13 protein-coding genes are annotated in these 13197 nt (G+C 58.2%); 10 read left to right on the top strand and 3 right to left on the bottom strand.

Features of this window, described 5'->3' with window-relative positions; all coding sequences use genetic code 11:
- Nucleotides 1-56 precede the first annotated feature (56 nt).
- The 5 genes from PMI36_RS10890 (at nt 57) to PMI36_RS10870 (ending at nt 5223) form a co-directional block, all read left to right on the top strand.
- Nucleotides 57-908: a putative selenate ABC transporter substrate-binding protein gene (locus PMI36_RS10890; protein ID WP_008073185.1), complete on the top strand. Its 852-nt coding sequence runs from the start codon at nt 57-59 to the stop codon at nt 906-908.
- The gene (locus PMI36_RS10885; protein ID WP_008073187.1) at nt 905-1702 is read left to right on the top strand and encodes a phosphonate ABC transporter ATP-binding protein; all 798 of its coding nucleotides are present in this window, start codon (nt 905-907) and stop codon (nt 1700-1702) included. The genes PMI36_RS10890 and PMI36_RS10885 overlap by 4 nt, the downstream gene beginning before the upstream one ends.
- Nucleotides 1696-2523 carry a phosphonate ABC transporter, permease protein PhnE gene (phnE, locus tag PMI36_RS10880; RefSeq protein WP_008073189.1) on the top strand — a complete coding sequence of 276 codons (828 nt, stop codon included), beginning with the start codon at nt 1696-1698 and terminating at the stop codon, nt 2521-2523. The genes PMI36_RS10885 and phnE (PMI36_RS10880) overlap by 7 nt, the downstream gene beginning before the upstream one ends.
- A complete protein-coding gene (phnE, locus tag PMI36_RS10875; RefSeq protein WP_008073190.1) occupies nt 2520-3287 on the top strand; it encodes a phosphonate ABC transporter, permease protein PhnE in 768 nt (255 codons plus the stop codon). The genes phnE (PMI36_RS10880) and phnE (PMI36_RS10875) overlap by 4 nt, the downstream gene beginning before the upstream one ends.
- Nucleotides 3288-3861: 574 nt before the next feature.
- Nucleotides 3862-5223: a hypothetical protein gene (locus PMI36_RS10870; protein WP_008073191.1), complete on the top strand. Its 1362-nt coding sequence runs from the start codon at nt 3862-3864 to the stop codon at nt 5221-5223.
- A 223-nt stretch (nt 5224-5446) separates the two neighbouring features.
- On the opposite strand, the gene PMI36_RS10865 is transcribed toward PMI36_RS10870, so the two are convergent.
- Nucleotides 5447-6319: a DNA/RNA non-specific endonuclease gene (locus PMI36_RS10865; RefSeq protein WP_008073192.1), complete on the bottom strand. Its 873-nt coding sequence runs from the start codon at nt 6317-6319 to the stop codon at nt 5447-5449.
- A 313-nt stretch (nt 6320-6632) separates the two neighbouring features.
- On the opposite strand from PMI36_RS10865, the gene PMI36_RS10860 reads away from it, so the two are divergent.
- Both PMI36_RS10860 and PMI36_RS10855 read left to right on the top strand, forming a co-directional pair.
- Complete coding sequence (locus tag PMI36_RS10860; protein ID WP_008073195.1) at nt 6633-7034, top strand: hypothetical protein; 402 nt, start codon at nt 6633-6635, stop codon at nt 7032-7034.
- A gap of 212 nt (nt 7035-7246) precedes the next feature.
- The gene (locus PMI36_RS10855) at nt 7247-7528 is read left to right on the top strand and encodes a DUF3303 domain-containing protein (RefSeq protein ID WP_008073197.1); all 282 of its coding nucleotides are present in this window, start codon (nt 7247-7249) and stop codon (nt 7526-7528) included.
- Nucleotides 7529-7571: 43 nt separating this feature from the next.
- Here PMI36_RS10855 and ligD read toward each other — a convergent pair whose 3' ends face one another.
- Nucleotides 7572-10196 (bottom strand): DNA ligase D, encoded by a 2625-nt coding sequence (gene ligD / locus PMI36_RS10850; protein WP_008073199.1) that lies wholly within the window; start codon nt 10194-10196, stop codon nt 7572-7574.
- A gap of 180 nt (nt 10197-10376) precedes the next feature.
- Between ligD and PMI36_RS10845 the strand changes: the two genes are divergently transcribed.
- The gene (locus PMI36_RS10845; RefSeq protein WP_008073201.1) at nt 10377-10826 is read left to right on the top strand and encodes a cupin domain-containing protein; all 450 of its coding nucleotides are present in this window, start codon (nt 10377-10379) and stop codon (nt 10824-10826) included.
- A gap of 161 nt (nt 10827-10987) precedes the next feature.
- Here the strand turns inward: PMI36_RS10845 and PMI36_RS10840 are convergent, their stop codons facing one another.
- Nucleotides 10988-11767 (bottom strand): tellurite resistance TerB family protein, encoded by a 780-nt coding sequence (locus PMI36_RS10840; RefSeq protein ID WP_032830524.1) that lies wholly within the window; start codon nt 11765-11767, stop codon nt 10988-10990.
- A 113-nt stretch (nt 11768-11880) separates the two neighbouring features.
- Between PMI36_RS10840 and PMI36_RS10835 the strand changes: the two genes are divergently transcribed.
- Entirely contained in the window at nt 11881-12252 is a 372-nt protein-coding gene (locus PMI36_RS10835) for a VOC family protein (RefSeq protein WP_008073204.1), read from the top strand.
- A gap of 215 nt (nt 12253-12467) precedes the next feature.
- Nucleotides 12468-13190, top strand: coding sequence for a phosphatidylcholine synthase (gene pcsA, locus PMI36_RS10830; protein WP_032830527.1), 723 nt, complete (start codon nt 12468-12470; stop codon nt 13188-13190).
- Nucleotides 13191-13197: the final 7 nt, after the last annotated feature.

Genomic DNA, 13197 nt, shown 5'->3' on the forward strand with positions numbered 1-13197 from the left:
AGCGCCAGGCATGCTTGGCGCCTCGACATTCATTTGTTCATACACCGGAGATTTTCATGCTCAAGCGTACCCTGGCATTGGCCGTCAGCTTGATCCTGCCTTTTTGCACCCTGTTGGCGCAGGCCGCCGATACGCTGAAAGTCAGCGCGATTCCCGATGAAGCCCCTACCGAATTGCTGCGCAAGTTCAAGCCGCTTGGCGCCTATCTGGAACAACAGTTGGGCATGAAAGTCGAGTTCGTGCCCGTGAGCGACTATCCGGCCGTGGTCGAGGCGCTGGCTACCGATCGCATCGACCTGGCCTGGCTGGGCGGCTTCACGTTCGTGCAGGCACGTCTGAAAACCGGCAATGCCATTCCGCTGGTACAGCGCGAACAGGACGCCCAATTCACCAGCAAATTCATCACCGCCGACCCTGCCGTCAAGTCCCTCGCCGATCTCAAGGGCAAGACCTTTGCCTTTGGCTCGGTGTCCTCCACGTCGGGCAGTCTCATGCCGCGTTATTTCATGCTGAAGGACGGCATCAAGCCTGAAACTTACTTCAGCCGAGTCGGCTACTCCGGCGCGCATGACGCCACTGTTGCCTGGGTCCAGGCCGGCAAGGTGGACGCCGGGGTACTGAACGCCAGCGTGTGGGAAAAACTGGTCGCCGCCGGTAAGGTCGACACCACCAAGGTCAAAGTGTTTGCGACCACCCCGGCCTACTTCGACTACAACTGGACGGTGCGCGGGACCCTCGATCCAGCGCTGGCGGCCAAGATTAAGGCAGCCTTCCTGGCCCTCGATCCGGCGAAGCCTGCGGACAAGGAGATTCTGGATCTGCAGGCCGCCAGCCGATTCATCGAAACCAAGCCTGAGAACTACAAGGGCATCGAGGAAGCCGCCCTCGCCGCCGAACTGCTCAAATGACATTGCGTCTGACCCAGATCAGCCTTACCCACGCCAATGGCGTCCAGGCGCTGCGTGGCGTGGACCTGCACATCGGTGCAAGCGAGCAGGTCGCCATCATCGGCCCGTCCGGCGCGGGCAAGTCGAGCCTGCTCAACCTGCTGGCCACCGCCCTGCGTCCGGGCAACGGCGAGCTGCAGGTGCTCGGTGAGCGAGCCTGGCAGCTTTCTGCCCGTCAGCGTCAGCGTCTGCGCGCACGCATCGGCCTGATCCATCAGTCGCCTCCCCTGCCACCGCGCCAGCGTGTGGTCACCGCGGTTTTGGCCGGTAAGCTGGGGCAGTGGGGTCTAGGCAAGAGCCTGCTGAACCTGCTGCACCCACTGGATATTCCGGGCGCACGCGCGGCATTGGCCCGGCTGGACCTGAGTGACAAGTTGTTCGCGCAATGCCAGCAATTGTCCGGTGGACAGCTGCAGCGCGTGGGCATTGCCCGCGTGTTGTACCAGGCGCCCGAGGTGTTGCTGGCCGATGAGCCGGTTTCGGCCATGGACCCCGTGTTGGCCCAGCACACGCTTTCGGTGCTCTGTAGCCATGCCCGGCAGCACAACGTCACCCTGGTCGCCAGCCTGCATGCGGTGGAGCTGGCCCTGGCGCATTTTTCGCGCATCATCGGCTTGCGTGATGGACAGATCCTGTTCGACCTTCAGGCCAGCGAAGTCGACCGTGAGTTGCTCGACCAGCTTTACGCCAACGAACAACTGCTATCCCCACCGATTGCTCCGGCGCCCTTGAGTGTGCAGATTCCCCGATGCTGACCCGTGATACCCGAGATCCGGCCACCCGACCCCGCCTGCTGTTCATCTTGCTGGCCCTCGTCTTGCTGTGGCCAGGGATCCACTTCAGCGAATTGGACCTCAGCGTACTGGTGGCGAGTGACAGTCAGAGCGAGATGGGCCGGTTTGTCTCAGCTTTCTGGCCGCCGGCCCATGGCGAGGAGTTCATTGAGCTGTTGTTGCAAGCCACCCTGCAGACCTTGGCCATCGCCACGGCCGGCATGGCCCTGGCGTTGCTGTTGGCAGTCCCCGCCAGCCTGTTGGCCAGCCGTGCTCTGTCGCTGTCTGCTGCTTCCCGTGCCGGCCACCCAAGCTATTGGGGCCAACTGCTGCGTTGGCCGATACGCGGTTTGCTGATCTTCCTGCGCAGCGTGCCGGAAATCGTCTGGGCCCTGCTGTTCGTGCGCGCCGTCGGCCTCGGCCCGACGGCCGGGGTGCTGGCCATTGCCATTACCTACAGCGGCATGTTGGGTAAGGTTTACGCGGAAATTTTCGAGTCGGTCGACCAGCGCCCGGCGCACGCGCTACTGCAATCGGGCAGCAGTCGGCTCGCAGCCTTCTGCTACGGGATCCTGCCCAATGTCGCGGCGGAATTGCTGTCGTACACGGTGTACCGCTGGGAATGCGCCATCCGCGCCTCAGTGGTGATGGGCTTCGTTGGTGCCGGCGGTCTTGGCCAGCAAATAGATCTGTCGTTGCGCATGTTCGCCGGCGGCGAAGTGGCCAGTTTGTTACTGACGTTCCTCGTATTGGTACTGCTCGCCGATCAACTCAGCCGCCTGTTGCGCTGGAGGCTGGCATGAATCGCCTGATCAATCTGGCACTGCTGCTCTGCATCGGCGCAGCAGTGATCGCCTCGTTCATCTACCTGGGCATCGACCTCGGCGAGCTGGGCGGCACTGGCAATCTGAAGCAGATGGGCGCTTATGCGCAGCGTTTTCTCAGCCCGGACCTGAGCCCCGGGCATCTGCAAGCCATCGGCCACGGCGCGTTGGAAACCATTGCCATGTCTGCCCTGGGCACCCTGCTCGCGGCGGTATTCGGTCTGCTATTGGCCTTGCCTGCGGCCGGGCGCTTCGGCTGGTCATTGCAGAGCGCGTCGCGCCTGGTGCTCAACGCCTTGCGCGCGGTTCCGGAACTGGTGTGGGCCGCACTGATGGTCCTTGCCGCTGGTCTGGGCCCCAATGCCGGTACCCTGGCGCTAGCCCTGCACACCACCGGCGTGCTCGGCCGACTGTTCGCCGAAGCGCTGGAAAACACCCCACCGGAACCGGCCGAAGCCATCCGCTTGCAGGGCGGCAATGCCATATGGGCTTTCTGTTACGGCACCCTGCCCAACCTGTTGCCACAGCTACTGGCCTACGTCCTGTACCGCTGGGAAAACAATATCCGCATGGCCAGTGTGCTCGGCTTCGTCGGCGCCGGTGGTTTGGGGCAAATGCTCTATGTCAGCCTCAGCCTGTTCCAGGAAGCGCAAGCCAGCACGGTTATTCTGGCCATGCTGTTACTGGTATTCGCGGTCGATACATTGAGCAGCTGGAGCCGTCAACGGTGGGTCAAGGCTTGACTGCTTCAGATGCATCTGCAAGGTGCCCGGCAATCGTTCAGTGGGTCTTCGAAGCTATGCAAACCCGAGGAATGACAGGATAACCACGACGATCACAACGACCCCGACGATGTAGATGATGTTGTTCATGAAGGCCACCTCTCAACGGACAGGACTGCGACACGAGGGTGCTACAAATACAAAGTACTGCACCTTTGCGCGCAATTCCATTCGGAACACACATAGGCCCCGCTCTCACCGAAACCTTGGTTTGACGCCGGGGAAAAGGACGACGGATTCGTTTTCCCTGAACGTCAGCCCGGGGGATTTCGGCCAGTCACGACAGCCTGGGCCAAACGCGGCCTCCCAAAACCAAGGGGTGCACTCAGTTTCCCCGACCACCTATTGATCGCGGTCTGTCATCGGCTAGTGGCGCTGAGGTGCTGGGCGTGAAATATAGGCCCATGATTTATAGGGACTTTTAAAAAAAGTCGGAATCGGTAACGCAGAGTTATCTAGAGACTTCTATTATTTCGTTATCGCCGAATCCGGTCTAATCACTGTTATACGTTAGCGACAAAGCCAGGAGAGTAACATGTCGATAAAAAAAAGAACGGCCTTACTCTTGCTGGCTTTTAGCTTTTTCGGAGTGACAAGTTGCGCCAACATAAGAAACTATTCAGAAATCTCAAGCGAAAGAGACAAGAGCATTGTTTCTGATATTGACTATTATGACCTTGCATACAATGTAGACGTTATTGTGCTTCCCGCAGAAATAAAAAACGAAGGAAATGTAAATATCGACAATAGCATTTCAGGTAAAGTACAGATTTCAAACTGGGGAACTGCTATCAAGAATGCGACCCAGAAAGAAATTCATAACAGTGATCGCTTTATCGAATTTGGACATTACAGTGGGCGCATTGAAATAAGCACAGAAGTATCTTCAGTATCTGTAAGCAACGCCTGGGGTGGAGTCCGATCGAAGTGCAACGTTGTTTACACATATAAAGATTTAGTGGCAGGAAAAACACTCTCCAAGCATGATAGCGCCATTGAAGTAATGACACTCTCCCCCACCCTACCAAAATCAAGTAATAGTGTTGTTTACAGCCTTGACCAACTTACATACGCCGTTGCTCGCGAGGCGATTATTGGTCTCATTCGGTTGCCACCCATTGCTAATATTCAGCTAACACAGAAGCAAGTGAAATTTTACAACTCGAACATAAAAAGAAAATCCAACCAAATTATCAGCTACGCTCCAATTGACAATCTTATTCGAAAGAATAAAAAGGAACTGGACTCTGCTTTTTCAACGACTAAGAAAGTGCAAAAAAGTAGAAATAAATTGGCGAACAAAAACAAATCAAAAGTTAGAGTAGAGGCCGTCTCTGCTCCCGCTGCCCCCACCCTGAAATCTAACACAGCTAGTGATACACCCACCGCAAACACGGCTAAATCGAGTGAAAACTCTGCCCATCAGAACTCAAGCCAGGTTGCGACTGAAACTAAAAAGGACGATAGAAGTTTAGGAGACATTGCTGGTTCATCGGAGCGCTTGAAGGATGGCACCGTTAAAAACGACGAACCCAGTTATGACAGCAGTGGATATATAGCCACGCCGGGGCACTACCAACCTCAAAACGAGGTATCGGCGGAACAAGAAAAAGCAATGGATGCATGGATCAAGGAGGAAAACGCAAAGTTACTGGGAGCGACTCGCGATGCCGCTTCACCTCCCGGGCACACAACCATACCACGACTCTATCAACCTCAAATCAAGGTATCGGAAGAGCAAGAAAGAGCAATGGACGAATGGTTGAAAGAGGAAAAAGCAAAGTCACAGGGAGCGACTGGCAATGCCGCTTCACATACCGGGTACACAACCATACCGCGACTCTATCAACCTCAAAACAAGGTAGAGGCAGAGCAAGAAAGAGCAATGGATGAATGAACGAAAGGGCAATAAAGCAAACTCCGCAGCCAACGCTATGCATCTTAAACACCAGCGGAATCTACAGGTCTGTTTGGGCCAGGTATTCCGATGGCACGTATCGCGAGAACGCAGCCTGACAATGTACTCTCAAGTGGACCTACTTTTGAACCGCCGCTATTTATCCGTGAATGAAACACCCCATCGGTTGCCTCCAGCCTTTGGGGTGCAACTCATCAAGCCATCAAGAGCGCCCTACGGAACCTGTGACCGGTAGATTCCCCAGCAATTTGAGCCCGGTACTCTTCACGAAAGCGTCATAGTCCATCGGTCGCTCGATACGAGTTTCAGCGTTGGGCAGTATGTAGGCCCAGGCACGCTTGGACGATGCGTCGTAAACCAGCTTGAACAGGCGGGTCGGCACCCAGACCTTGTTGTCGCCGACAGTGGTGTGGCCTGAATCAAAGAGCGGGCCGGTAAAGACAAAAACATTGCCATCGGCTCGCTTGGCAAACTTTCTGACATCGGACTCGACCTTACTCCAGATCTTCCGATTATTGGTTGGGTCCTGCGGCACCATGTTCGACAGTGCAAAGGATTGAGCCATTGCATTGGGATTCGGAGCATCGGCTGCCGGGGCTTGATGACCGCGGTCCACGGCCGGATGTTGGCTCCGGTAGTCGCTCAACTCTGCCCGCCCACTCTTGGGGATGCGTGGGTCCGGGTAGAACTGGTTGGTGCGCTCCTCGCCTTTGGCATCCTGCAGCTGCGCGGCATTAAGGCGTTCGACGACTACCAACGGCGTCTTGCTGGTTTGCGAGTACAGCACCGCAAAGTTGTCGGAACACAGGGCCAGGGGTTTCATGGTTGCAGGCACAGTGGCCGTGTTGATCGGTTTCGCAGCCGGGAACAGCTCTGCGCAGCCGTCAAACGATGCCTGTTTCTGTTTGTTCGAATAGAGGCCCAGGGCCGCGTTCTGGCTGATCGAGCCCGAGCGGGATACTTGCTCCTGATGCTGGGTGGGCGGCTTGATGAGATCCAGCAGACTGCGGGCTTGCGCCCCGGTCGAGAGCAAAACAAGGGCCGACAGCCCAACTGCAATTTTGCGTAGGTGCATGCTTTAAATCTTCGAATTGGATTGAGGGGTAAACGTACGGCGAGTCCCGATTCACGGAACCTGGTGGAGGCGGTTGGTGATTATAGTGCGGCGAGCATGCTTTCACTGTCCTTGATCAAAATGTCGATGCGGATCCGGTCGGTTCGCGCGGGATTAATTGACCATCACAAGTCACTTTAGTGCTGAGCAGCGTTTACATTCGACTCGTCGATGCTTTTCGAAGAAGCGATCGGCAGAGGAATGTAGACATCGCGCTCAACGGCACAACAACCCCATGGGCAAACCCGATCATAGCGCTCTATGATTGAACCCCATGACGACCTCTCTTCCGATCCGCCAACCCTGCCCACCCGGAGCCTGCATCTGCGAGCGTGAGCCGTTGCTGGAAACCCCCGGCGCGGATCTGCGCATCCTGAGCCTGACCCGATCGGAGGAAAAGCGCTTGGTCGAGCGCCTGGAGAATCTCCAGAGCCTCGGCGATCTGGAGCGTCTGCAACGCCGGATGTACGAGCAATTGGGTCTGCGCGTCGAGATCGTCCCGGGCTTCAATGAAGTGCGCACCATGCGCGGCATCAACATCACCCTCGGCGAACTGCCGGGCCTGTGCCGCAAAACCCGTCAGTCGATTCCGGCGGCGATTCGTCGAGGGCTGGAGAAGCGCCCGGAGATTGCCTACGAGCTGCTCAATGCCAACGACTTGTTGCGTGATGCCTGATTGTTCTCGCTGTTATCTCGATATGTTCGTTTCAAATGTCCTGAAAGAGGATCAGCGGTCGTACGCGAAATGCGGGCCACTGCTATGCCTTGACATGGGAGCAAGCGTTTCAGGCCAGCCAGGATGGAACTGGAAACACAAACGTGGCCGTGGCCCCGGCGCCAGCCAGGTGCGCGAAGATAAAGGTGCCAATCCGTAGCAGGAGGTGGCAGATGTTATTCATCGTCCGTTGGTCCATCAGTCCGCAAAATCGTAACAGCGCAATCGAACGTTTTCTCAAGACCGGTGGCGCGCCACCCGCAGACGTCAAGATGCTGGGGCGCTGGCATGCCGTCGGTGGCTCGAGTGGTTTTGGCATTGCAGAGGCCAGTGATCCGGTGTCGATTCAGAAGTGGGTGCTGGAATGGAGCGACCTCATGAGCATGGAAGTCCACGCCGCATTGACCGATGAACAGGCGGCGCCGCTGCTGGCTGCCGCAGTCGGCAAGCAATAGTCGTCGAGGCGGCGAGTGCCCTCGCCGCCTTCCTTCTGATTCACTATTTTTTCATCCCGACCCGCCGCCGCATGTCGGCAGTTATCGTCTGTCGGGTTTTCTTCAGGTCGGCCCAGGGTTCGTCACCGATGTCGGCCAGACGTTCATGCACGTTGTGCACGTTCCATTGATTGCCACCCTTGAGCTCGGCCACCTCCTCGCGAAAGATCGGCACCGACACCGGCAGCCCTTCACGGGTGCGCACGGCGTACACGCAAATGGTGGTGGCGCCCAGACCGTTGCGCAGGTAGTCGATGAAGATACGCCCGATACGGTTTTTCGGTCCGGACACCGCAGAAAAGCGGTCCGGCAGTAATTTGGCCATGTGGCTGACGATCGCGTGGCTGAAGTCCTTGACCTCGTCCCAGCCGTGTTTTCGGGTCAGCGGTACGATCAGGTGAATCCCCTTGCCGCCGCTGGTTTTGAGAAACGCCTTGAGCCCCAGTTCATCCAGCACCGTGAGGGTTAGCTGAGTCGCTTCGATCATGCTTTTCCAGGGCAACGCCGGATCCGGGTCGAGATCGAGGACGAAGCGATCGGGTTTATCCAGATCGACTGACGTGGCATTCCACGTGTGCAGTTCCACCGTGCTCATCTGCACCGCGCCGATCAGCGCTTTGGCGTTGTTGATGATCATCACCGGTTGGCCCGTCAGTTCCTTGTCCAGGGTAACAATCCCCGGAATGGCCAGGCGTTCGGCGTTCTTCTGAAAGAACAGTTCGCCGGCGATGCCGTCCGGCGCGCGCACCAGCGCCACCGGCCGGTCCTTGAGTTGCGGCAGTATCCATTCGGCGACGCTGGCGTAGTACTGCGCCAGTTGCATCTTGGTCGTGCCACTGCTGGCGTCGATCACCCGGTCCGGGTGCGTGATGCGCACCTTGCCGCTGGGCAGGCCAATCTGCGACGGCGCGACAGTCGACTGGGCAGTTTTCGGGTCGGCGGCGTCAGGTTTCTCGGCGGCGGATTTGTTCTTCGCTGCGGATTTTGCTGCGGCAGTTTTCGAGGCTGATGTGTTCACGGTTGTCGGCAACTCCTCGGTGATTTCTTTGGCAGGCTTGTCATCGCGCAAACCATGGAACACGGCGTGGCGCACCGAGCCGTCTTTGGTCATTTCAGCGAAAGCCACTTCCGCCAGCAGTGTGGGCTTGAGCCAATGCACGCCTTTGGCTTCGAAACCGCTGGGCGGATTGACTACCGACGGCTTTTTCGTCTGCAGCGGTTTCAATTGTTCGTAAATGCGCTTGAGAGTCGCCTCGTTGAACCCGGTGCCAACCTTGCCGGCATAACGCAATTCACCGCTGTCGCGGTCGTGCAACCCCAGCAACAACGCGCCAAAAGCACTGCGCGCGCCTTTGGGGTCGGTGAAGCCGACCACGACGAATTCCTGCCGGTGCTTGCACTTGAGTTTGATCCAGTCACGGGTGCGCCGGGACACGTAAGGCGACCCCAGGCGCTTGCCGATCAGCCCTTCCATCTGCATTTCGCAGGCACTGTTGAGCAAGGCCTCCGGGGATTCGTCGAAGGCGTCGGAGAATCGCAAGAGCGGGTTTTCATTGAGTTTGAGTACAGTCGCCAGTGCCGCCCTGCGCTCCTCGACGGGTACTTCACGCAGGTCCACGCCATTGAGGTAGGGCAAATCGAACAGGTAGTAAACGATGCTGGCGCTACTGCCGGAGTCGAACGCGTTTTGCAGTGCCTGGAAATCCGGAACGCCCTGCTCGTTGGCCACCACCATTTCGCCGTCGAGCCAGGCCGATTCCAGGCCAAGCGCTGCCAGTGCCTCGGCTTGCCCGGGTAATTTATGGGTCCAGTCGTGACCATTGCGGGTGAAGAGTTTGACCTCATCGTGGTCGATGCGCGCCATGACCCGGTAGCCGTCGAACTTGATCTCATAGCTCCATTCGCCGCTCGGCGCGGATTCGACCAGCGTTGCCAGTTCGGGTTTGAGCAGCTCCGGCAGCCTGGCTTTGCGTGCGCCCGTCAGTTGTGCCGACTTTTCCTTACGCGCCTTGGCCGGGGCGTTTTTGATCGGTTTGGTTTTTTCAGCGCCGTGCTTTTTTTCCAGAATGGTGCGATCGCTGAGCACGCTGTCCGGCTCGGCGGCAACCACGTCGTATTCGCTGTCGGGCCTGGCGGCGCTGTCCTGATGCTTGATCAGAAACCACTGCTCCTGTTTGCCCGGCATGTGCGTGCGCACGAGGTTCCACAGGCCACCGAGCTTTTCTCCTTTCAGCTCGAATTTCAGCCGGCCCTTGGTGTACGCCTTGGCCGGATCGTCTTGGGGAATCCACACCCCACGATCCCAGACGATCACATCGCCGGCGCCGTAATGCCCTTCGGGAATGGTGCCCTCGAACGTGGCATATTCCAGCGGATGATCTTCGACATGGATGGCCAGGCGCTTGATTTTGGGGTCCAGCGACGGCCCTTTGGGCACGGCCCAACTTTTCAGCGCGCCGTCGAGTTCCAGGCGAAAGTCATAGTGCAGGTGCGAGGCGTCATGCTTCTGAATGCAGTACTGCAACGCATGGTCCTTCGCCGTTTTTTTGCCCGAGCGTTTGACGGCAGCCGGTTCCGAGGTCGCCGAGAAATCGCGCATGCGGTTGTAATCGTCCAGGTTCTTGTTCATGGCTGATGCTCGTTGCCGAACGCTGAGTGGGCAGGTTCTACATCAGCAGAGCGACAGGCCCGGTAGAAAATTCCATCACCATTGGAATTGCCCGGACAGACGGGCCAGCGCTGCGGCACTGGCTCGCGGTGCAGTGAATATACTCAGCGGATGGGGGATTCATGCCTCGGAGAGCAAATCATGCGAACGGTTCACGTCATCGAAGCCGGGAAAACGCCCGCGCCGGCCAAAGTTGTTGGAGAGACAATCACTATTCTTGCCGGCGGCGATCTGACCAAACCCTTTGAAGTGCATATCCAGGAAGGTGTGCAGGGTGGCGGGCCACCGCTGCACTTTCACCCTTGGGACGAAGCGTTCTATGTCATCGACGGGCAGGTCGAAGTGACCGTCGCGGGTCAATCCACCACGCTCTCGACCGGAGGCTACGTGCACATCCCCGCGGGGTCGATCCATGCTTACAAGAACATCAGCCCCACCGCAAAAATCATCGGCGTGGTTTCCGATCCGCGTGGCGGTCAGTTCTTTGCGGCGCTGGATCAGCTCAAAGTGCCTGAAGACCTGCCTCGGATACTGGAGATATCTGAAGGCTTCGGCGTTACGTTTCTGCTGCCGAAATCCCCCACCGCATGATTAACGGATGCACACAATTTCCGTAGGCGCTGCCGCAGGCTGCGATCTTTTGATCTTTGGCTTTTCCGAAGTCGCTGAAAATCAAAAGATCGCAGGCTTCGCCAGCTCCTACGCCGACCGCATGCACCTCTGAGGTACGCCACCTCCTACACGGGAAATGTTCAGGCCACGCCGCCCTTGGCCTGCTGCTCCAGGTGTACCTGCAAGTCGGGATCGATCTTCAACGCAGCAGCCAATTCATCCAGATAATTGCGTTCGGCGTCCTGCTGATCGTCCACCAACATCACGCTGGCCAGGTACATCTCGGCAGCCATGCCCGGGTCCTGGGCGGACTGCGCCACATCGGCGGCATCCAGCGGCCGGGCGACTTCGTCATCGAGCCATTGTTGTAGTTGCGGATCGTCGGTGTGGCGGCCGATTTCGGTGCTGATCATTTGTTTCTCGGCATCATCGATGCGGCCATCGGCCTTGGCGGCGGCGATCAGGGCACGAAGGATGGCGTGGCTGTGGTCTTCGATTTCCGGGCCCGACAACAAATCAACGGTGCGCGGCGCCTGTTGCGGTGCCGAGGCCTGGCTCCGTTGCCAGGCCTGATATGCCTGGAACGCCATCATTCCCAAAGAAGCCAACGCCGCGTAGTTGGTGCCGCCCGAGCGCGTTTGCGTCGAACCGCCCATGGGTGATCCGCCGCCCAGCAGACCACCGAGCAAACCACCTAAACCTGCGCCGCCCGCACCAGCACCCCCGCCACGCCCTAACAGACCACCCAGCAACCCGCCAAGATCACCCAAACCTCCTTGAGCTGACGCCCCACCACTTTGTTGCGACTGCGAGCCCCGGCCGGCCCGCAGTAGTTGCTCAAGCAAATCGCTGGTGTTCATGACGACGTCCTCATTAATGGGCAGAAACTCAGTCAGGCAACGATAGTCCTCGCCCGACATTCCGCCAACTTCGTCTGGCTGACGTCATGGGTGCTGCCCTCGCCCTTCACACTCCTGACAGAAACTGACACTGCCTCCTTTTATGCTGCGCCCACCTTGAATGGAGCAGCCCTATGATCACTCCCCGTTTTATTTTGCTTTTCGTGGAAAACCCCGCTGTCAGTGCGCGGTTCTATGAGTTTCTGCTGGAGCGCAAGCCCGTGGAAGAGTCGCCAACCTTCGCGCTGTTTGTCCTGGAGGGCGGCTACAAACTGGGGCTCTGGTCACAGCATACCGCCGAACCGGCAGCCCAAGCGACGGGCGGCGGGACCGAGCTGGCGTTCCCGGTGGAGTCCGCCGAGCAGGTCGATGCACTGTTTGCCGATTGGAGCGCGCTCGGGCTGACCATGGCCCAACCGCCGACAGAACTCGACTTCGGTCGCACCTTCGTCGCGCTCGACCCGGATAACCATCGGCTGCGCGTGTTCCACCCCTCGATGAGCTGACGTGTCCGTCCCGACATCGGTCGGGCACAGGCGTACAGCGCTTTAATTCTTGCCCCGGATATTTCCGGGGTATTTTTTTGCGCGGCGGCTAAGATTCATAGGTGGTGAACCTTATTCCCGAAAATCCGGTCGATACCTGCAACCCGACCCGGTTTGCCGACGCCCTCAACAAGAGGGTGATAACTGGCTTGCTTCACTTTCTGGAGAACGCCCCCGTGATATCCACTGTACACATTGCCAGGCTAAAAGCATGGGGCGCCCATGGTTTTACCGCCACTGGCGTGGTCACAGCCTTCCTCGCGACCCTCGCCTTGTTGGAGAATCAGCCGACCAATTGCCTGCTGTGGCTGGGCGTGGCGCTGATCGTCGACGGTCTGGACGGCGCGCTGGCACGCAAGGTCAATGTGCAGTCGGTGCTACCGAGTTTCGACGGATCGATCCTCGACCTGGTGATCGACTACCTGACGTACGTGTTTATCCCGGCACTGTTCATCTACCGTTACATCCCGTTGCCGGACTACACCCTGCTGCTGACCGTGTCGCTGATTCTGGTGTCGTCACTGTTTTGTTTCTGCAACGTCAACATGAAGAGTAAAGACAACTACTTCCAGGGCTTCCCCGCCGCGTGGAACGTGGTTGCGCTATGCCTGTACATCATCGACCCATCGCCGTGGATCACCCTGCTCACCGTCATCGGCCTGGCGCTGTTGACCGTGACCCGAATGAAATTCCTGCACCCGTTCCGCGTGCGCCGGTTCATGCCGATCAATATTGCCGTGACGGCCATCTGGCTGCTGTGCAGCTTGTCGCTGGTGGTCAACCACCCGGTCATCAATCCGCTGGTGATGGGTTTGTGGCTGCTGATGTCGGCCTACTTTCTGGGCATCTGCTTCTGGCGCACGGCGCTGGAGTGGTTCGACAGCTCGCGGCTCAAATAGGCACGCG

The organism is Pseudomonas sp. GM79, from assembly GCF_000282495.1.
GTDB lineage: Bacteria > Pseudomonadota > Gammaproteobacteria > Pseudomonadales > Pseudomonadaceae > Aquipseudomonas.

Bases quoted from the DNA above. Each gene is read 5' to 3' on its own strand.
- PMI36_RS10890 (WP_008073185.1), top strand. From the start codon at position 57: ATGCTCAAGCGTACCCTGGCATTGGCCGTCAGCTTGATCCTGCCTTTT.
- PMI36_RS10885 (WP_008073187.1), top strand. From the start codon at position 905: ATGACATTGCGTCTGACCCAGATCAGCCTTACCCACGCCAATGGCGTC.
- phnE (WP_008073189.1), top strand. From the start codon at position 1,696: ATGCTGACCCGTGATACCCGAGATCCGGCCACCCGACCCCGCCTGCTG.
- phnE (WP_008073190.1), top strand. From the start codon at position 2,520: ATGAATCGCCTGATCAATCTGGCACTGCTGCTCTGCATCGGCGCAGCA.
- PMI36_RS10870 (WP_008073191.1), top strand. From the start codon at position 3,862: ATGTCGATAAAAAAAAGAACGGCCTTACTCTTGCTGGCTTTTAGCTTT.
- PMI36_RS10865 (WP_008073192.1), bottom strand. From the start codon at position 6,319: ATGCACCTACGCAAAATTGCAGTTGGGCTGTCGGCCCTTGTTTTGCTC.
- PMI36_RS10860 (WP_008073195.1), top strand. From the start codon at position 6,633: ATGACGACCTCTCTTCCGATCCGCCAACCCTGCCCACCCGGAGCCTGC.
- PMI36_RS10855 (WP_008073197.1), top strand. From the start codon at position 7,247: ATGTTATTCATCGTCCGTTGGTCCATCAGTCCGCAAAATCGTAACAGC.
- ligD (WP_008073199.1), bottom strand. From the start codon at position 10,196: ATGAACAAGAACCTGGACGATTACAACCGCATGCGCGATTTCTCGGCG.
- PMI36_RS10845 (WP_008073201.1), top strand. From the start codon at position 10,377: ATGCGAACGGTTCACGTCATCGAAGCCGGGAAAACGCCCGCGCCGGCC.
- PMI36_RS10840 (WP_032830524.1), bottom strand. From the start codon at position 11,767: ATGTCGGGCGAGGACTATCGTTGCCTGACTGAGTTTCTGCCCATTAAT.
- PMI36_RS10835 (WP_008073204.1), top strand. From the start codon at position 11,881: ATGATCACTCCCCGTTTTATTTTGCTTTTCGTGGAAAACCCCGCTGTC.